This window comes from Phreatobacter sp. (genome assembly GCF_051860605.1).
Taxonomy (GTDB): domain Bacteria; phylum Pseudomonadota; class Alphaproteobacteria; order Rhizobiales; family Phreatobacteraceae; genus Phreatobacter.
This window is the reverse complement of record NZ_JBHYDR010000009.1, coordinates 59,750-77,536: the sequence shown is the minus strand read 5'-3', so window position 1 is coordinate 77,536 and position 17,787 is coordinate 59,750. Positions and strand designations below refer to the sequence as shown.

General features: G+C 67.8%; 17 protein-coding genes and 1 tRNA gene. 8 read left to right on the top strand and 10 right to left on the bottom strand.

Going from position 1 to position 17,787, the window contains the following annotated elements:
* Positions 1-61: 61 nt before the first annotated feature.
* Together ACTIFS_RS15950 and ppx are read left to right on the top strand one after the other, a co-directional pair.
* Positions 62-2,272: an RNA degradosome polyphosphate kinase gene (locus ACTIFS_RS15950; protein WP_439575109.1), complete on the top strand. Its 2,211-nt coding sequence runs from the start codon at positions 62-64 to the stop codon at positions 2,270-2,272.
* A gap of 19 nt (positions 2,273-2,291) precedes the next feature.
* The gene (gene ppx / locus ACTIFS_RS15945; protein WP_439575234.1) at positions 2,292-3,794 is read left to right on the top strand and encodes an exopolyphosphatase; all 1,503 of its coding nucleotides are present in this window, start codon (positions 2,292-2,294) and stop codon (positions 3,792-3,794) included.
* A gap of 11 nt (positions 3,795-3,805) precedes the next feature.
* On the opposite strand, the gene ACTIFS_RS15940 is transcribed toward ppx, so the two are convergent.
* Positions 3,806-4,207, bottom strand: coding sequence for a winged helix-turn-helix transcriptional regulator (locus ACTIFS_RS15940; protein ID WP_439575233.1), 402 nt, complete (start codon positions 4,205-4,207; stop codon positions 3,806-3,808).
* Between the two features lie 137 nt (positions 4,208-4,344).
* Here ACTIFS_RS15940 and ACTIFS_RS15935 point away from each other — a divergent pair, with 137 nt between their 5' ends.
* From ACTIFS_RS15935 to ACTIFS_RS15925, 3 genes are all read left to right on the top strand, one after another.
* Positions 4,345-4,911: an NADPH-dependent FMN reductase gene (locus tag ACTIFS_RS15935; protein ID WP_439575108.1), complete on the top strand. Its 567-nt coding sequence runs from the start codon at positions 4,345-4,347 to the stop codon at positions 4,909-4,911.
* A 145-nt stretch (positions 4,912-5,056) separates the two neighbouring features.
* The gene (locus ACTIFS_RS15930) at positions 5,057-7,078 is read left to right on the top strand and encodes an acetyl-CoA carboxylase biotin carboxylase subunit (protein ID WP_439575107.1); all 2,022 of its coding nucleotides are present in this window, start codon (positions 5,057-5,059) and stop codon (positions 7,076-7,078) included.
* Positions 7,079-7,159: 81 nt separating this feature from the next.
* A tRNA-Leu gene (locus ACTIFS_RS15925) sits at positions 7,160-7,244 on the top strand.
* A gap of 122 nt (positions 7,245-7,366) precedes the next feature.
* Here ACTIFS_RS15925 and ACTIFS_RS15920 read toward each other — a convergent pair.
* Both ACTIFS_RS15920 and ACTIFS_RS15915 read right to left on the bottom strand, forming a co-directional pair.
* Complete coding sequence (locus ACTIFS_RS15920) at positions 7,367-8,788, bottom strand: TAXI family TRAP transporter solute-binding subunit (protein ID WP_439575106.1); 1,422 nt, start codon at positions 8,786-8,788, stop codon at positions 7,367-7,369.
* 24 nt (positions 8,789-8,812) lie between these two features.
* Complete coding sequence (locus ACTIFS_RS15915; protein ID WP_439575105.1) at positions 8,813-9,160, bottom strand: hypothetical protein; 348 nt, start codon at positions 9,158-9,160, stop codon at positions 8,813-8,815.
* Between the two features lie 205 nt (positions 9,161-9,365).
* Here ACTIFS_RS15915 and ACTIFS_RS15910 point away from each other — a divergent pair, with 205 nt between their 5' ends.
* A complete protein-coding gene (locus ACTIFS_RS15910; RefSeq protein ID WP_439575104.1) occupies positions 9,366-10,091 on the top strand; it encodes a DUF4395 domain-containing protein in 726 nt (241 codons plus the stop codon).
* Between the two features lie 127 nt (positions 10,092-10,218).
* Entirely contained in the window at positions 10,219-10,677 is a 459-nt protein-coding gene (locus ACTIFS_RS15905; protein WP_439575103.1) for a nuclear transport factor 2 family protein, read from the top strand.
* A gap of 52 nt (positions 10,678-10,729) precedes the next feature.
* Here ACTIFS_RS15905 and ACTIFS_RS15900 read toward each other — a convergent pair whose 3' ends face one another.
* From ACTIFS_RS15900 to ACTIFS_RS15890, 3 genes are all read right to left on the bottom strand, one after another.
* A complete protein-coding gene (locus ACTIFS_RS15900; RefSeq protein ID WP_439575102.1) occupies positions 10,730-11,359 on the bottom strand; it encodes a YbjN domain-containing protein in 630 nt (209 codons plus the stop codon).
* 134 nt (positions 11,360-11,493) lie between these two features.
* Complete coding sequence (gene nhaA, locus ACTIFS_RS15895) at positions 11,494-12,699, bottom strand: Na+/H+ antiporter NhaA (protein ID WP_439575101.1); 1,206 nt, start codon at positions 12,697-12,699, stop codon at positions 11,494-11,496.
* 220 nt (positions 12,700-12,919) lie between these two features.
* Complete coding sequence (locus ACTIFS_RS15890) at positions 12,920-14,071, bottom strand: DUF6600 domain-containing protein (RefSeq protein ID WP_439575100.1); 1,152 nt, start codon at positions 14,069-14,071, stop codon at positions 12,920-12,922.
* A 151-nt stretch (positions 14,072-14,222) separates the two neighbouring features.
* On the opposite strand from ACTIFS_RS15890, the gene ACTIFS_RS15885 reads away from it, so the two are divergent.
* Positions 14,223-14,657, top strand: coding sequence for an RrF2 family transcriptional regulator (locus tag ACTIFS_RS15885; RefSeq protein ID WP_439575099.1), 435 nt, complete (start codon positions 14,223-14,225; stop codon positions 14,655-14,657).
* Here the strand turns inward: ACTIFS_RS15885 and ACTIFS_RS15880 are convergent.
* From ACTIFS_RS15880 to hemP, 4 genes are read right to left on the bottom strand one after another with little or no spacing between them, the layout of a single operon-like run.
* Positions 14,621-15,448: a heme ABC transporter ATP-binding protein gene (locus ACTIFS_RS15880; protein ID WP_439575098.1), complete on the bottom strand. Its 828-nt coding sequence runs from the start codon at positions 15,446-15,448 to the stop codon at positions 14,621-14,623. The genes ACTIFS_RS15885 and ACTIFS_RS15880 overlap by 37 nt on opposite strands.
* The gene (locus ACTIFS_RS15875; RefSeq protein ID WP_439575097.1) at positions 15,445-16,536 is read right to left on the bottom strand and encodes a FecCD family ABC transporter permease; all 1,092 of its coding nucleotides are present in this window, start codon (positions 16,534-16,536) and stop codon (positions 15,445-15,447) included. The genes ACTIFS_RS15880 and ACTIFS_RS15875 overlap by 4 nt, the downstream gene beginning before the upstream one ends.
* Positions 16,533-17,450 (bottom strand): heme/hemin ABC transporter substrate-binding protein, encoded by a 918-nt coding sequence (locus tag ACTIFS_RS15870; RefSeq protein ID WP_439575096.1) that lies wholly within the window; start codon positions 17,448-17,450, stop codon positions 16,533-16,535. The genes ACTIFS_RS15875 and ACTIFS_RS15870 overlap by 4 nt, the downstream gene beginning before the upstream one ends.
* Positions 17,451-17,461: 11 nt before the next feature.
* On the bottom strand, positions 17,462-17,662 hold the full coding sequence (gene hemP / locus ACTIFS_RS15865) for a hemin uptake protein HemP (protein ID WP_439575095.1): 201 nt from the start codon (positions 17,660-17,662) through the stop codon (positions 17,462-17,464).
* Positions 17,663-17,787 lie beyond the last annotated feature (125 nt).

The following is a 17,787-nucleotide window of genomic DNA, read 5'->3' as shown; positions in this document are numbered from 1 at the left end:
TCACAGCAGCGTCATGATCGCAGAGGATGGGTCGGGGAACCGGGGCCACCGCGAGGACATCATGGCGACGCTCGAGACCCGCAAGGAAGCCACCCGCCCCGAAGCCGAGGCGGTCGCGGCACGGCTGTCGGAGCCGGCCGTATCGGAGCTGCGCCACCAGCCGGCCCGCTTCATCAACCGGGAGCTGTCCTGGCTGCAGTTCAACCGGCGGGTGATGGAGGAGGCGTCCAACCGGAACCACCCGCTGCTCGAGCAGCTGCGTTTCCTGTCGATCTCGGCCAACAATCTCGACGAGTTCTTCATGGTGCGCGTCGCCGGCCTTCGCGGTCAGGTGCGGGCCGGCTTTTCGGACATCTCGCCTGACGGACTGACGCCGGCCGAGCAGCTTTCCCGGATCTCCGATGCCGTGGCGACGCTTGCCTCCGACCAGCAGAAGCGCTGGCGCGAGCTGCGCGACGACCTGCTGCAGGAAGGCATCGTGCTGGTCGATGCGCCGGAACTCACCAAGGCGGAGAAGGCCTGGCTGGAAGATCATTTCCTCGGCCACATCTTTCCGGTGCTGACGCCGCTGGCCATCGACCCGGCCCATCCCTTCCCGTTCATTCCCAATCTCGGCTTCACGGTGGCGCTGGCGCTGCAGCGGGCATCCGACGGGCGGGCCATGCGCGCACTGATCCGCGTGCCTGCCAAGATCGACCGCTTCATCAAGCTGCCCGACATTGCCGAGACTGGCGCCCGGCGCTTCGTCACGCTGGAGCAGACGGTCGGCCTCTACATCAACCGGCTCTTTCCCGGCTATCTGGTCAAGGGGCAGGGTGCCTTCCGCGTCGTCCGCGACAGTGACCTCGAGATCGAGGAAGAGGCGGAGGATCTCGTCCGCCACTTCGAATCCGCGCTAAAGCGCCGTCGCCGCGGTTCGGTAATCCGGCTCGAGGTCGAGGTCTCGATGCCGGAGGATCTGCGGCTGTTCATCGCCTCCGCGCTCGACGTCTCGGAAGACGAGATGTTCCGCGTGGAGGGCGTGCTCGCGCTGAACGAGCTTTCGCAACTCGTTGCGCTGGAACGGCCGGACTTGAAATTCGTGCCCTACGCGCCGCGCTATCCCGAGCGCATCCGCGACCAGGGCGGAGATTGTTTCGCGGCGATCCGGCAGAAGGACCTCGTCGTCCACCACCCTTACGAGAGTTTCGACGTGGTGGTGCAGTTCCTGAACCAGGCGGCGCGCGACCCCAATGTGGTTGCCATCAAGCAGACGCTCTATCGCACCTCGTCGGATTCGCCGATCGTCAAGGCGCTTGCCGAGGCCGCCGAGGCCGGAAAATCCGTCACGGCGCTGGTCGAGCTGAAGGCGCGCTTCGACGAGGAGGCCAATATCCGCTGGGCGCGCGACCTGGAGCGGGCCGGCGTCCAGGTGGTCTTCGGCTTCATCGAGCTGAAAACCCATGCGAAACTCTCGATGGTCATCCGGCGCGAGGGCGAGAACCTCGTCACCTATTGCCATGTCGGAACCGGCAATTACCACCCGATCACGGCCCGCATCTACACGGACCTGTCCTATTTCACCGATGACAGGGCCATCGGCCGCGACGTGGCGCGCATCTTCAATTTCATCACCGGTTATGCCGAGCCGCAGGAACTGGAGGTGATGGCCGTTTCCCCCGTCGGGCTGAAGGCCAAGCTCCTCGCCCATATCGAGGAGGAGATCACCTTCGCGAAGGCCGGCAAGCCGGCGGCGATCTGGATGAAGATGAACTCGCTGGTCGATCCGATGGTGATCGACGCGCTCTACGACGCAAGCCAGGCCGGCGTCTCGGTCGACCTCGTGGTGCGAGGCATCTGCTGCCTGAGGCCCGGCCTGCCGGGCCTGTCAGACAATATCCGCGCGAAATCCATCGTCGGCCGTTTTCTCGAACACAGCCGTATCTATGCGTTCGGCGGGGGCCACGGCCTGCCGCATCCGAAGGCCCATGTCTACATTTCGTCAGCCGACCTGATGCCGCGCAATCTCGACCGCCGCGTGGAAACGCTCTGCCCGCTGGCCAATCCGACCGTCCATGAGCAGGCGCTCGACCAGATCATGGTCGCCAACTTCAAGGACAACCAGCAGAGCTGGCGTCTCTTGCCGGACGGGACCTCGGAGCGTATCAAGCCGGCCGAGGGCGAAGAGGCCTTCAACGCCCATATGTATTTCATGACCAATCCGAGCCTGTCCGGACGTGGAAAGTCGCTCAAGGAATCATCTCCCCGTCGGCTCGCCCGGCGGGAGCGCTGAACCGGCCGATTTCTTCGAGATCGCCCCTGGACGGCTCCAGCTCGGGCCAACCATCGGCGTCATCGATATCGGCTCCAATTCCGTGCGGCTCGTCGTCTACGAGGCGCTGACGCGGTCCCCGACGCCGATCTTCAACGAGAAGGCGCTCTGCGGACTTGGCCGCAACGTGCAGAGCTCCGGGCGGCTTGGTGATGAGGGGGTGGCGAAGGCTTTGGCCTCCATCCGCCGGTTCCGGGCGCTCTGCCGCCAGCTTCGGGTCGGCGAGCTGCATGTGCTGGCCACCGCTGCCGTGCGCGATGCCGCCAATGGCCCGGACTTTGTCTCAGCGGTCGAGACGATCTGTTCCGTGCCGGTGCGCCTGCTGTCGGGCCGCGAGGAGGCTCACTATGCAGCCCTTGGGGTCATTGCCGGGTTCTGGAAGCCGCAGGGCATTGTCGGCGACCTCGGCGGCGGGTCGCTGGAACTGGTCGATGTCCGGAACGATCGGATCGGCGGCGGCGTCACCCTGCCGCTCGGGGGGCTCGCCCTGCAGGACATGTCCGGCCAATCCGTCAAGAAGGCCGAGCGGATCGCCGCCAAGGCGCTCGCCAAGGTGGACCTGCTCAAGAAGGGCAAGGGCTTGACCTTCTACGCTGTCGGCGGCACCTGGCGCTCGCTGGCAAAGCTGCACATGGCGCAGCGCGGCTATCCCCTCAACGTGATGCATGGCTACTCGCTGTCGGGCAAGGAAATCGCCGATTTCTGCTACCTCGTCAGCCGCCAGCCGACCGATTCCATCTCCCGTATCGATGTGGTGGCCGAGAGCCGGCGGCCGCTGCTCGCCTATGGCGCACTGGTGCTCGAGGCGGTTGTCCGCGCCTCGAAAGTCGATCAGGTGGTGATCTCGGTGCTGGGCGTGCGCGAGGGACTGCTGCATTCGCTGCTCGACGAGGAGGAGCGCCAGCACGATCCGCTGATCGCCGCCGCGCACGAATTGTGCCTTTTGCGTTCGCGCTCCCCCCGCCATGGCGAGGAACTGATCGCCTGGACCGACCGGTTCATGGAGGTCGCGCATCTGGAGGAGGCGCCGGAGGAGCGGCGCCTGCGCCATGCCGCCTGCCTGCTCGCCGATATCGGCTGGCGCGCCCATCCCGACTATCGCGGCGAGCAGAGCCTCAACATCATCGCCCACGCCAATTTCGTCGGTGTCGATCATCCCGGCCGTGCCTATCTAGCGCTGGCGAGCTTCTACCGGCACGAGGGGTTGCTCGACGAGTTCATGTCACCGCGCATCCGGGAACTGGTGGGGGTTCGGCTGCTCGACCGCGCGCGCATCCTCGGGGCCGCCATGCGGGTGGCCTATCTCGTCTCCGCCGCCATGCCCGGCGCCTTGCCGCGCGCGCCCCTGAAGGTCGAGGACCGGCGTCTGGTGCTGACCCTTGCCGGCGACCTTGCCGGCCTCGCCGGCGAGCGGCTGGCCAACCGGCTTCGCGCCCTCGGGAGGCTGGTCGGGCGCGAGAGCGAGTTGCGCGCCATCCCCTGACCGCTTCCGCCTCAGCGGCCGTTCATGGCCGCCGGGCCTGCCTGCCGGCTGTCGAAGGCATCCTGTGCCGCGGCGATCTCTCCGTGGTGGGCAACCGCCCAGCTGGTCAGCGCCAGGATCGGCTCCATCAGCGAGTGGCCGAGCGGGGTCAGTTCATAATCCACGCGCGGAGGGATGGTCGGATAGACCGTGCGCGAGACGAGCCCGTCGCGCTCCAGCCCGCGCAGGGTCAGCGTCAGCATGCGCTGCGAAATTCCGCCGATCGCCTTCTTCAGCGCATTGAATCGCTGCGGGCCGGGCCCGAGCATGCGCACGACCAGCACGGCCCATTTGTCGCCGACGCGGGCGAGCACCGGCTTGACCGCCGCACAGTCGGGCAGGGCGTGGCGTATCACCGCCTCGGTCACATGCATGTTCCTCGCGCTCACAAACGTGCCTCCTTGCGGAACATGGGAGTGGTTCCGTAGTTAGTCCTGGTCACAAACAGTAACCGCCTTTCCGTTCCGGGTGAAGGCCGCGCGCCGCCCGGACAGACTGCCAGGAGCCCTTCATGCCGATGACATTGCAGACCATCATCACCAGCACCCGTCCGGGCCGCGTCGGGCCCCAGGTGGCGCGCTGGATGAACGACCAGGCTGCCGCCCATGGCGGCTTCACGGCCGAACTGGTGGATCTCGCCGATTTCGACCTGCCGGTCTTCGATGAGCCGAAGCATCCCCGTCTCGGCCAGTACGAGCATGCGCATACGCAGAAGTGGAGCGAGACGGTGAAGCGGGCCGACGCCTTCGTGTTCGTCACGCCCGAATACAATTACGGCGTGTCGCCGGCCTTCCTGAACGCGCTGACCTATCTGGCAACCGAATGGGCCTACAAGCCGGCGGGCTTTGCGGGCTATGGCGGACTGTCCGGCGGCCTGCGCGCCATCCAGTCGATCAAGCCGATCGTCACCACGCTGAAGATGATGCCGCTGCCGGAATCCGTGGCCGTGCCCGGCTTCGGCTCGTTCCTCGGCCCGGACGCCACCTTCAAGCCCAACGACATGATGGAGAAGGGCGCGAAGGACATGCTGGACGAACTGGCGAAGTGGGCAGGGGCCCTGAAGCCGCTCAGGGGCTGACGAAAGCGTCTTTCGGGGCAGAAGCTGGCACGAAGGTTGCGACTTTCGGCTCGTCATCCCATCAGCGGAGTGGACGGGTCGGGGCTTGCCCACTAGAACCCGTCCCATCCGCTTCTGTCGCGTGCTGCCCCGAAAGACTTCCTGCATGTTCAAGAAGATCCTCATCGCCAACCGCGGCGAGATCGCCTGCCGTGTGATCAAGACCGCGCGGAAGATGGGCATCGCCACCGTCGCGGTCTATTCGGATGCCGACCGCGATGCCATGCATGTCGAGATGGCCGACGAGGCGGTCCATATCGGCCCGCCGGCGGCGGCCGAAAGCTACCTGGTCATCGAGAAGATCATCGAGGCTGCGAAGCAGACTGGCGCGGAGGCGGTTCACCCCGGCTACGGCTTCCTGTCGGAGCGTGAGGCCTTCGCCCAGGCGCTGAAGGACAACGGCATCATCTTCATCGGTCCGAACCCGGGCGCCATTGCTGCCATGGGTGACAAGATCGAGTCGAAGAAGGCTGCGGCGGCCGCCAATGTCTCGACCGTTCCCGGCTATCTCGGGGTCATCGAGGATGCCGACCACGCCACCCGCATCGCCGACGAGATCGGTTATCCCGTGATGATCAAGGCCTCTGCCGGCGGCGGCGGAAAGGGCATGCGCATCGCCCATTCGGCCGGCGAGGTGGCGGAGGGCTTCAACCTGGCGAAGTCGGAGGCAAAGTCCTCGTTCGGCGACGACCGCGTCTTCGTCGAGAAGTTCATCGTCAATCCGCGCCACATCGAGATCCAGGTCCTCGGCGACAAGCACGGCAACATTGTCTATCTCGGCGAGCGGGAGTGCTCGATCCAGCGGCGCAACCAGAAGGTCATCGAGGAGGCGCCGTCACCGCTGCTCGACGAGAAGACCCGGCGCGCCATGGGCGAGCAGGCGGTCGCGCTGGCGAGGGCGGTGAACTATGATTCGGCCGGCACGGTGGAGTTCGTCGCCGGCCAGGATCGCTCCTTCTACTTCCTCGAGATGAACACCCGTCTGCAGGTGGAGCATCCGGTGACGGAGATGATCACCGGCGTCGATCTCGTCGAGCAGATGATCCGCGTGGCCTATGGCGAGAAGCTCGCCCTCACGCAGGACCAGGTGAAACTGAACGGCTGGGCGGTCGAAAGCCGCATCTATGCCGAGGATCCCTATCGCAACTTCCTGCCGTCCATCGGCCGTCTCGTCACCTATCGCCCGCCTGCCGAGGGGCCCGCCGGCGATGCCATCGTCCGCAACGATACCGGCGTGTTCGAGGGCGGTGAGATCTCGCTCTATTATGACCCGATGATCGCCAAGCTGGTGACCTGGGCGCCGACGCGCGAGAAGGCCATCGCAGCCCAGGCCGACGCGCTCGACGGCTTCGCCATCGACGGCATCCAGCACAACATCCCGTTCCTCGCGGCGCTGATGCAGCATCCGCGCTGGCAGTCGGGCAACCTGTCCACCGGCTTCATCGCCGAGGAATATCCGGACGGCTTCAAGGCCCGTGCGCCGGAAGGCGAGGCGGCCGGCGTGATGGCTGCGGTGGCAGCCTTTGCCGACCATCTGCTGAACGTGCGCAAGCGCCGCATTTCAGGCCAGATGCGCCAGGGCCACCGCGTTGCCTTCGACCGCGAGCGGGTGGTGCTGCTGGACGGCAGCCGCCACGATATCGAGGTGATCGACGAGGAGGGGCGCATCGCGGTCCGGCTGTTCGACGGGCCCGGAGGCTCGGAAATCCGCACGCACACGGTCGCGTCGTCCTGGGTGCCCGGCCAGCCGGTGTTCTCCGGCCGCGTCGACGGCAAGCCGGTGAACCTTCTCGTCCGCGCCGTGCCGAACGGCCTTGCGATTGCCTATCGCGGCATTGCCGCCCGGGCCCATGTCTATACCCGCCGCGAGGCCGAACTGGCCGCGCTGATGCCGGTGAAGGTGGCCGCCGACACGGGCAAGAAGCTGACCTGCCCGATGCCAGGCCTCGTCAAGTCCATCGCCGTGACGGTCGGCCAGGAGGTCAAGGCCGGCGAGGCGCTGTGCGTCGTCGAGGCGATGAAGATGGAGAACGTGCTGCGGGCCGAGCGCGACGGCAAGGTCAAGTCGATCGCCGCCAAGCCGGGCGACAGCCTGGCCGTGGATGCCATCATCATGGAGTTTGAATGAAGGCTGTTGGCGGGGCTTCCTCCAGCCTTGCGGGCCGGGAAACGCTCTGCTAGACAGCCGCCCGTCGGCTTGCCCGGCTGTGCGGTCGTGGCGGAACTGGTAGACGCGCTGCCTTGAGGTGGCAGTTCTTAACCGAGTGGAGGTTCGAGTCCTCTCGACCGCACCATTCTTCTCCGGATCCCCGTCCGGTGAGGCGACAAATCCCCGCTCCGGTCCCGGCGCGGGGATTTGTCGTTTTGGGGCCTGCCTTGCTATAGCGCACCCGCCTTGCGTGCGGGGAGGGACATCTCAGGCGCGGCTGCCGGGATCGGGCGGCTGACCATCGGCCTGGCCCTCGGCACCTACCGCGGCGGCCGGAGGGCTCTGCGAGAGGACGACCCGGCGCTGCGCAATGGCCGTGTCCAGCCTTTCGGTGAGGATGTCGAAGGCCGGCTTCAGCTCAAGGTCGATCCGCCCGTCCAGCATGTTGGCGGACAGCGTGGCGAGCAGGGCGTCCGCCTCGGCGACCAGCACATCGAGCACTTCGGGGGAGCGCGCGTGGCGCGCCCGGCCGACGAGAGCCTCGAAGGCGTGGTGTTCCTCGTGAACCAGCAGGCGGCGGGTCGGGAACAGCGATCGCCAGATCCAGATGAACCCCGACAGGATACCGCTGAAGCCGAACAGCAGGATGTAGATCAGCGTTTCGTAGCGCTCGAAGAAGCTCTTGGCCTCGGCGTCATAGTAGGTCGCCGCGCCCGGGTGCAGGGTGAAGGCCGAGCCCCGATCGGTGGGCAGGGCCTCGATCCGAGCCGCCGCCGGATATTGCGAGATCAGCCCATGCCGCAATGTGAACAGCTGCTTGGTGAATTCCTCCACCACGTCATCGGCAAGCCCCCGCCGGGCGACGAGGATTGATGAGAAGGCAAGGGTCGACATGGCGTCGGCCGGCAGGGACGGGTTCGCCGCGAACTCTGCCGCGACGATCTCGACCGAGGCAAAGATCCGGTTGCGGGCCTGGAAGACGCTCCCCTCGGCCAGCGGAACGATGGCCAGGCTGCGGCCCTCGGGGCAGGCCATGGCACTGAGGACCGAGCCGATGAGCTGATCTCCCCGCGGCGCGGACACGAAGATGCCGTCGAGCGGCTGGCTTCTGGTCTGCGTCGCGATGTCGGCGACCTCGGTAAAGGTGACGATCGTGACATCGCCGGCGGCCAGGCCGTGATAGGCGGCGAGCCTTGCGAAGAGGGCGCGATTTGCCGGACCCCGGCCGAGCACGCCGACGCGCCGGCCCCTCAGATCCGCAAATCCCTGGATCGATGCCGGTCTGACAGCCGCCGGGGGCGCTCCGCGCCGGGCCGGTGGTGGCTGGGCCGCGATCGGATTGCAGGCCGCAAGGATCACAATGTTCTGGTGCAGGCTGGCAACCGCCAGTCCTGTCGCCGGCAATCGATAGTCGGCCCGGGCAATGGCGAGATCGACGTCGCCGGCATCGATCGCTGCCGAGGTCTCGGCCAGGTTCGTCAGCGGCGCCAGGACGAGGCGGACCCGCAGCTTCTCCGCCTCGCTGACTCTTGCAAAGGCCGCGAAGAAATTGGCGGCCTCGCTGCCGGTCGGCGCCACGGCCAGCCGCAGCACGATGGGCGACAGGTAGAGATACCAGTAGATGCCCGCCGCACCGGTGACGGCCACGCAGATGATCACCACCCCGACGAGTGTGCGCCATGCCTTCATTGCCGGGGCCGTCCGATGGGAGCATCATTCATGATCGAGCCACATCATGCCGACAACCCGGCCGTCGTGAACCAGTTCGATGCGCAACCCCGAGCCGGTTTCCCAGTGATCGCCGACCTCGAGGCTGCGGGGATCAACGTCTTCCCAAAGGGTGCCCTGCTGCTCGCCGGCGATCATCAGCGGCCAGCGCCTGACGCCGCGACCCGTCGTCCAGTCACGGCCCTTGCTGGCGGTTGCCAGCAGCCGCTTCGCGCGTTCCGCGATCGCGGCGGGCGCGGCGACCAACTCCCGGGCGCCAGGCCCCAACGCCATGACAGGGCCCGCCCCCAGGGCGAGCAGGACGGTCCTTCGGGTGGCCGGCTGGCGGGACATGGCACGATCCGGGCGGATGACGACCAAAGGCAATGGCATGGTGGCGGATCTGCGCATTGATATGGCTCACCGGGGCGGTGTCTGCGTCGGTCCGATCAGCCTGTATAGCGCGACGCGGTGCTTGCGCGCCTGATCAGGATCATACACATTCCGTTTTCTATATGCGAGAGTAGCAATCGCCATGCCCCCATCCGGACATCCGCCCATGACCAGGTTCTTCCAGTTCGGCCTCGACCACCCGGCCTATCCGGTGCGCGTTCTCAACGAACGCGAGGCCCGAGCCGGCGCCGGCCTGCTGCTTTTGCTGGCGGGCGTTGCCTTCATGAAGGCATGGTTTCTCGGCGACTTTTCGCTCACGCGGGTCGCTGTCGTCGCCTTCTTCATCGACTTCACCATCCGCGTTCTGGTCAACCCGACTTATGCCCCCAGCCTGGTGCTCGGCCGCATCTTCGTCCGGCACCAGAAGCCGGATTATGTCGGGGCGCCGCAGAAGCGATTCGCCTGGAGCATCGGCCTCGCACTCGCCGCGGCGATGATGGTGCTGGTCGTCTTCAACGACGTGCGGGGGCCGCTGGTCCTGCTGGTCTGCCTGCTCTGCATCACCTTCCTGTTCTTCGAGGCGGCCTTCGGCATCTGCATCGGCTGCACGATCTACAACCTGTTCAACCGGGAGAAGGCGCAGCTCTGCCCGGGCGGCGCCTGCGAGATTCACCGGCGCGAGGACGTCCAGCGTCTCGTGCCGGGGCAGCTCGCGGTTCTTGCGGCTTCTGTCCTCATTGTCGGCGTGGTGGCCCTGCAACTGCCGCCGGCCACCGCCCGGGGCGTCAGATCGGCCGATTCAGCCGCGGAGGCCGAACGCTGCCGTGTTCCCGCATTCGCGATCGCCATCGGGCACGAGCAGAAGTGGAAGCTCCACAACAACTGCCCGTGACGGCGGATCGGCCCGGTTCAGACGGCGTGAGATCCGGCAGCGCTCGACCGGAGGACAGCCTGACCGGACTTGCGGCGGCTCATGGGACGGGTAACCTTGTGCCGCTGGATGATTTCAGGGAGCCACGATGTCGATCAGGCTGGTATCGGGTCCCCTGTCGCGGCAGGAGAAGCTCAGGGTCGCCTATTCGGCCTGGGCCCGCGGCGATGCCTCCGTCATGTTCTCGATCGTCACCGATGACTGCGAATTCACGCTGGTCGGCAATCCGGCGGTCAATCCGCATGCGGGAACGCGGGTTGGAATCGAAGGCCTGAAGGTCGCGATGGCCGAGTTCCACACGGACTTCGTCATCCGCGACATTGTCATCGAGACCATCGTCCTGGTCGGAGACCATGCCGCGATCAATTGGCATGGCACCTTCGAGATCAAGCGCACCCACAGGATCCACGAGAGCGAGCGGCTCGATCTCCTGGAGTTTCGCGGCGACCTGATCTGCCGGGCCCGGTGCTTCTATGATTCGGCGACCATGGCGCTGATGACCGGCCGCGCGACGCTGCGCATGCCGGCCGATCTGCCGAGTGGCTGAGGCCGGGCCCTGACAGCCCGGCCTTCGCAAGGGTTCCACTTTTGATCCGGGGTCACGCGTTCGGCATGGTCCGGTTCGAAGGGTCGCGCATGAAGGCCGCGAATTCGCCGGCCAGATCGGCATAGTTGCGGATCGTGAAGCTGATCGCATCGCGCGTCGTTCCGGGGAACACGGCGTGGTCCGTGGCGAAAGCGACCACGTTCTCGCCGGAATGCCGGCTGCGATGGACATAGGCCACCGCATATCGACGGTGATGGCTCCACCGGTTGGTGGCGACCAGGGCAGCCTGCAGATCGGCCGGGTCCGTGGTCAGGCCGAAGAACGGCAGGGTTGCCGTCAGGCGCAGCTGCAGCGACGAGCACTGGCGGCCCTCGTTGCATCCGACCAGGGTCATGACGACGGTCATGCCGGCCATCCGCGTCTCGATATCGACATTGCGGGCATCCGCGTGGGAGATCCGCGCGCGATAGCCGATCGACTGGAGCAGTTCGACGGCCTGCTGCGGGTCGATGCGGGTCATCACCGGGACAGATACAGGAGCAGGAGCCGGGGCGGCCGAACTCTCCTGGTTCCGGGGGGCGGTGTCGCTGGCGGACAGCTTGTCGGCGGCGGCGGGCTGGATGGTGCCTGCAACGGCCATGATGGCCAGGGCGGCTGCAGTCGTGAACATGCGGTGGGCCATGATGCTCTCCTCTGATGGGCGACAGCGGTCGTGCTGCCATGGCGGGAGGAGGTACGGGCCGTCTCTGCGGCCGGCCATTGCAGCGGCTTGCGGGACCGTGGGCCTGGTTGCGGACCTACCATGCCGCCAGCCCGTCAGCGCGCGATGACGGGACGCTCCTCGCGCCTTGCCAGCAGCAGGACCAGGGTTCCGACCAGCCCTGAGGTGAGCGAGCCCATGAGCACGCCGATCTTCACCTGATCCTGCAGCGCCGGCGCATCGGGGAAGGCAAGCAGGCCGATGAACAGGCTCATCGTGAAGCCTATTCCGCACAGGAGCGATATGCCGAACACCTGGGTCCAGCTGGCATTGTCCGGCTTGTCGGTGAGACCGGCCTTGACCGCGATCCAGGTCGCCAGGAACACGCCGACGAGCTTGCCGAACAACAGGCCCGCCGCAATGCCGAGCGGGACGGGCTGCATCACGGCGGCAAGGTTGATGCCGGCGAGCGAGACGCCGGCATTGGCGAAGCCGAAAACCGGCACCACCAGGAAGGCGACCCATGGGTGCAGCGCATGCTCCATCGTGACCAACGGCGGATGGCCGTAGGCGGCAGGCCCCGGAGCGACGCGCAGCGGAATGGTCAGGGCCAGCGCCACGCCCGCCAGCGTTGCGTGGACGCCGGACTTCAGCACGAAGAGCCAGAGAACGAGGCCGAGGATGATGTAGGGCACAAGCGAAGTCACACCGACGCGGTTCAGAACGACCAGCGCGGCCAGCGTGAGCAGGGCGGCCGCGAGCCACAGCAGGGCGAGGTCGGCCGTATAGAAGGCCGCGATGATCGCCACCGCGCCCAGATCGTCGATGATGGCGAGCGCGGTCAGGAAGATCTTCAGCGAGATCGGCACGCGCGAGCCCAAAAGGGCCAGCACGCCGAGGGCGAAGGCAATGTCGGTCGCCGTCGGGATCGCCCAGCCGCGCAGGGTCGCCGGCGTGCCGATGTTGAACGCGACATAGATCAGCGCCGGCACGATCATGCCGCCAGCTGCGGCGATGCCGGGCAGCATGCGCCGCGGCCAGGTGGAGAGCTGGCCTTCGATGAACTCGCGCTTGATCTCGAGCCCGACCAGCAGGAAGAACACGGCCATCAGGGCATCGTTGATCCAGTGCAGGACGTTGAGCGGCCCGACATAGGTCTTCAGCGCGGCGAAATAGGCCGGAGCCAACGGGGAGTTCGCCACCACCATCGCCGCCACCGCCGCAATCATCAGCGCGATGCCGCCGCTCGCCTCGCCCCTGAACATGGCTCGCAGGAGGGCCGAGGCAGGGCGCCGGGCAGCGGCCGGGGGGCGTTCAGACATGGCGCTGGACCCCGGAGTCGGGCATGCCGGTGACCGGGCAGGCATTGGACGATCGGCGACGGAGGGCGATCATCCCCGCTTCATAGGCATTCGCCCTTCCGGCGTCAGCCCCCGTCTCACGAAATACGTCAAAGCCCGGCCATTGCGGGCCGAGCCCGACAAAAGGAAGGATCCCCGGGAGATGGCTCCCCCGGGGATCCGGCTGTTCAGGCCTTGGGCGTCAGCGGCGCGCCATGCGTCCGCCACCAAACCCTGGCCGGTGACCAGGCCGACCCATGAAGGGGCCGGGGCGATGGCCGGGCCGACCCATGAAGGGGCCGGGACGCGGGCCGGGCCGGACGATGATCGGGCGCGGCATTATCGGCCGACCCATGCTCGGGCGGGGCACGAAGGGGCGCAGGTTCGGGCGGTTCACGCCGCGGCAGGCCGGCAGATGCGGCCGCGTGGCGCAGAGGGCACCGAGCGGACCAGGCGTTGCGCCCGGCGGCAGCTGGACCCCGCCGACAACCGGGCCGGGGCGCCGGCATCCCGGCAGGTGGGGCCGCGTGGCGCAGACCGGCCGGCACCAGGACGGACGGATGCCCGTCGAGCAGCTCGGCGGCAGGCCACCGACCACCGGCCGGCAGATGCGCAGCCAGGGCTGCCGGCGGCAGCGATCGATGACGAGGATGCTGACCCCGCCGCCGATGACGGCCCCGCCGATGGCGCCGTATCCGACCTCGCCCATCATGGCCGGTCCCGGCATCATGGGGGCAGCGGCACGCTGCGGCGGCGGCGGACCGGGCTGGCGGCAGCCGGCATTGAACGACATCTGGTCCTGCGTCTGCCAGCCTTCGCGGGGCGACTGGCCGCCATGCTGGTCGGGCAGCATCGGCGCCCAGCTGATCTCGCGCTGACCGGTGCGCCAGACGACCCAGCCCGGTCCGAAATTGGCATCGGCGATCCAGACCCAGCCGAACTGCGGATCATTGGCCCAACGGCCGTGACGGTGGACGATCCCGCCCCATTCGGTCGGGTCGTTGAACACCCAGGTGCGCTGCTCGCGGTCGAACTGCCAGTGGCAGCGCGGATAGGGGCTCCAGCCCGGGGCGGCGACCTGCTCGGAGGGCCGCCAGACCTCGCCGTAAAGCGGATGCTGGTGGAACGAGCCGAACCGCTGCAACGTCTCGCGGAACTGGTCCATGGCGCTGGCCGTGGGGGCAGGCGGCGGCCTGTCGGTTGCCGTGCTGGCCGTGGTGTCCGGCGGCGGGGGCGGCGGGAAGGACGAGGCCGTGCCATCGGCAGCGGCGAAGGCGGGACCGCTCGCCAGGCCGATGACAAGCATCAGCGTGGGAACAACGGCCCTGCAGGACAGGAGGCTTGAGCTGCGCATCGGTCGGCTCCTCGGGTTTTGAAAGGGGGTCCCGAAGCATCGGTCGCAATGACGCGCCGAAAGGTTCACGCGCCGCGTCAGGTTCTTCCCGCCGTGCCGACAGCCAGGAACGAGTCCTTGATCGTTTCGCGGGTTGGGCTATGCAGGTTGCATGTGGCTGAACCAGCGAACCCTCGATGCGATCCGCCTGATGGCCGAGCTCTCGGCGCGCTGGCCGCAGGCGGTCAAGGCCGCGGATCTCGCCACTGCGACCGGGATCACCTTCCTCAACGTCCAGAAGACCGCACATGCCCTGTCCCGCTCAGGGCTCCTTGAAGCGGAGCGGGGGCGCTATGGCGGGCTGCGGCTCGTGCGCAGTGCCGACGAGATCAAGGTGGCCGAGATCGTGCGGGCCTTCGAGCCGACGGACTGCCCCGCCAATTTCCTGCTGACCGACCAGACGGATGACCCCGTCGCCAAGCTGATGTTCCGCGCCCATCGCGGCTTCTTCCAGCCGCTGGAGGAGACCAGCCTGGCCGATATCGAAACGCGCGCGGTTGCCGGCCAGGGTCAGGCGGCGCCGCGCTCCATCCGCGTCAGGGCATAGTTCTGCGGCAGCACCACCGGCAGGCCGGCAACGCGCGCCTCGTCGCGGGCAAGGTCGACGCCGAACACCTCGCGCACGAGACGCCGGGTCAGGACCTCGGCCGGTGCGCCGAGCGCATGGGTCTGACCCCGGCTCATGACCAGAACCCGGTCGGCGAAGGTCGCGGCCAGGTTGAGGTCGTGAAGCACGGCCACGACGGCGATGCCCTCGCGCGCGAGGCTCGCGGCGCTCTCCATCAGGGCGATCTGGTGGGCAAGGTCGAGGCTGGCCACCGGCTCGTCGAGAAACAGGAGCTGGGCCGAGCCGTCCCGGCGTCCCGCCCTGAGTTGCGCCAGCGTGCGGGCGAACTGGACCCGCTGCTGCTCGCCGCCCGAAAGGGTCTGGTAGCTTCGGGCCAGCAGGTTGCCGACATCGGCGGCTGACAGCGCCTCGGCGATGATGCCTTCACGGGTCGCCCGGGGCAGCGCGCGGCCGACGCCATCGATGCCGATGCGCACCACCTCGCCGACCGTGAAGGGGAAGGCGAGGCGGGCCGCCTGAGGCATGACGGCGCGGCGGGCGGCAAGACGCCAGGCGGGGATTGCGCCGAGCGGCTCGGTGCCGAGCAGCACCGTGCCGGAGGAGGGGGTGACCTCGCCGGTCAGCAACCGCGTCAGGCTGGTCTTGCCGGCGCCGTTCGGGCCAACGATCACCAGCAATTCGCCGGCCGACAGGCTGAGCGACACCCCGTCCACGGGGCGGGCCGGACCATAGGCGAGCGCCAGGTCGCGCGCTTCCAGAAGCACGCTCATGAGTCCAGCGTCCGGTCGCGACCGAGCAGCAGCCAGAGGAAGAACGGTGCGCCGATGGCAGCGGTGAGGATGCCGATGGGCAATTCGGCGGGCGCGACGAGCACCCGCGCGACAAGGTCGGCCGCCGTCAGCAGCGTTGCGCCGGCAAGGGCCGAGAACGGCAGCAGCATCCGGTGGTCCGGCCCGAACATCAGGCGCAGCAGATGCGGCACCACGATCCCGACGAAGCCGATGACGCCCGCAGCCGCCACGCTGGCGCCGACGGCTATCGCGACCATGACAATGGCGAGGGTCTTGAGCTGCTGCACGGCGATGCCGAGGTGATAGGCCTCCGCCTCGCCGAGCAGGAGCGCGTTGAGCCCGCGGGCAAGCATCGGCACGGCAAGCAGGACGGGCAGGACCAGCGGCGCCACCACCGTGAGCTTGGTCCAACTGGCCCCCGACAGCGAGCCGAGCGACCAGAAGGTGAGGTCACGCAGCTGGCGGTCGTCGCTGACATAGGCGAGCAACCCGGTCATGGCTCCTGCGAAGGCGCCGATGGCGACGCCGGCGAGCAGCATGATGGCCACGGAGGTCCGGCCGTGGCGTGTGGCGATTCCATACAGGACGAAGGTGGAGACGAGCCCGCCGAAAAAGGCACCGATAGGCAGAAGGATGAACGGGGTCTGACCCGAGGCCATGCCAAACAGGCGGTCGCCGAGGACGATGGTCGCGGCGGCGGCAAGCCCCGCACCGGCCGACACGCCGACAAGGCCCGGATCGGCCAGCGGATTGCGGAACAGGCCCTGCATCAGCGCGCCGGACACGGCGAGCGCCGCGCCGATCAGCGCACCGAGCAGCAGCCGGGGCAGGCGGATCGACAGGACGATCAGCCCCTCGCGCGACTGAAGGGCCTCACGGTCGCCGGACAGCGCGGCGCCCAGCACCTCGATGACCCGGCCCGGCGCGATGCGCACCGCACCGACGCCAAGCGCCAGAACCGCCAGGACGAGAAGCAGCAGGACGAGCAAGCCGGCGGCCAGGGCGAGCCGGCGTCGCCGGGCGGCGAACAGGCCCGTGACCGAAGCCTGTGAGGCGGCGAGGCTCACGGCGCCGCTCCGGCGGGGCGGGGCCTGCCGTAGACAGCGACCATCAGGTCGCGCGCGGCTGCGGGTGTGCGCGGGCCGAAGCCCAGCAGGTAGAGGCCGTCCATGGTGACGAGCGCCCGAGCGCGCGCTGCCGGGGTGGCTGCGAATGCCGCCTGACCAAAGACCTGCTCTGCGGCCACGGCATGGTTGCCACGCTCCATCATCAGCACCACGTCGGGCGCCGCCTCGATGATGCCCTCGTCGGTCAGCGGCTTGTAGCCTTCGACCCGATCGGCGGCATTGACCGCACCCGCATAGCCGATGATCGCGTCGGCGCTGCTGCCGCGCCCGCCCACCATGGCGCGGCCGTTCTGCAGCGACAGCACGAAGAGCACGCGCTTGCGCCCTTCGACCGCTGGTCGCTCGCGCTCCAGGACCGCGAAATCCTGTTCGACCCGACCGGCCAGCGCCTCGGCCGCCTCGACCTTGCTGACCAGGCGGCCGATGGTGCGGATGCGGGTGGTGACACCGTTCGGGGACGTGTCCTCGGAGATGCGCGCGACCCTGACGCCTGCCTCGGCGACGAGGCGCAGCGCGTCGGGCGGGCCGGCGCCATCGATGGCAATGACCAGGTCAGGTGCGAGCGACAGCACGCCCTCTGGCGACAGGGCTCGGACGTAGCCGACATTCGGCTTGTCGGTCAGGGCGCTGGCCGGATGCAGGCTGGTCGCGTCGACGCCGACGATCCGGTCCTGCGCGCCGAGCGCATAGAGAATCTCGGTCACGACGCCACCTGCGGCGACGATCCGCCGGGGCTCCACCGGGGTGGCGTGGCCCGGGCGGAAGCCGAGCGGGCCGAGCCCCGCGGCCAGTGCCGTGGCAAGGACCGCGCGGCGGTTTGGCTGGAGGCGTGAGAGACGGGACTCCGGGATCATGGGCGCAGGGGTCATTTCGTCAGGATGAGCTTGTCATTGGCCGTCAGCCGCAGCCGGTAGCGTTCGCCCCGGTGCAGGATGATCGCCTCGCGTCCCTCGCCGATCAGGGTCACCACGTCGATGGTGGGAGGCGAGTCCGGGCCGGGAGATGATCCCACGGTCGCAGCAGTCGCGCCGTCGCCGCGGGCGGTCGATCGGGGAAGAGACATCATTTTGAGGCCTAGTTTAGAACAGCAACAATCAGGTTCATGACTCTGAAAACGTTCAAATCTAGGAACGATCAGAGATTGTTGACATTGGTAGTCAGCTTATCTACGAACCGTCAAGTGCGCTGCGG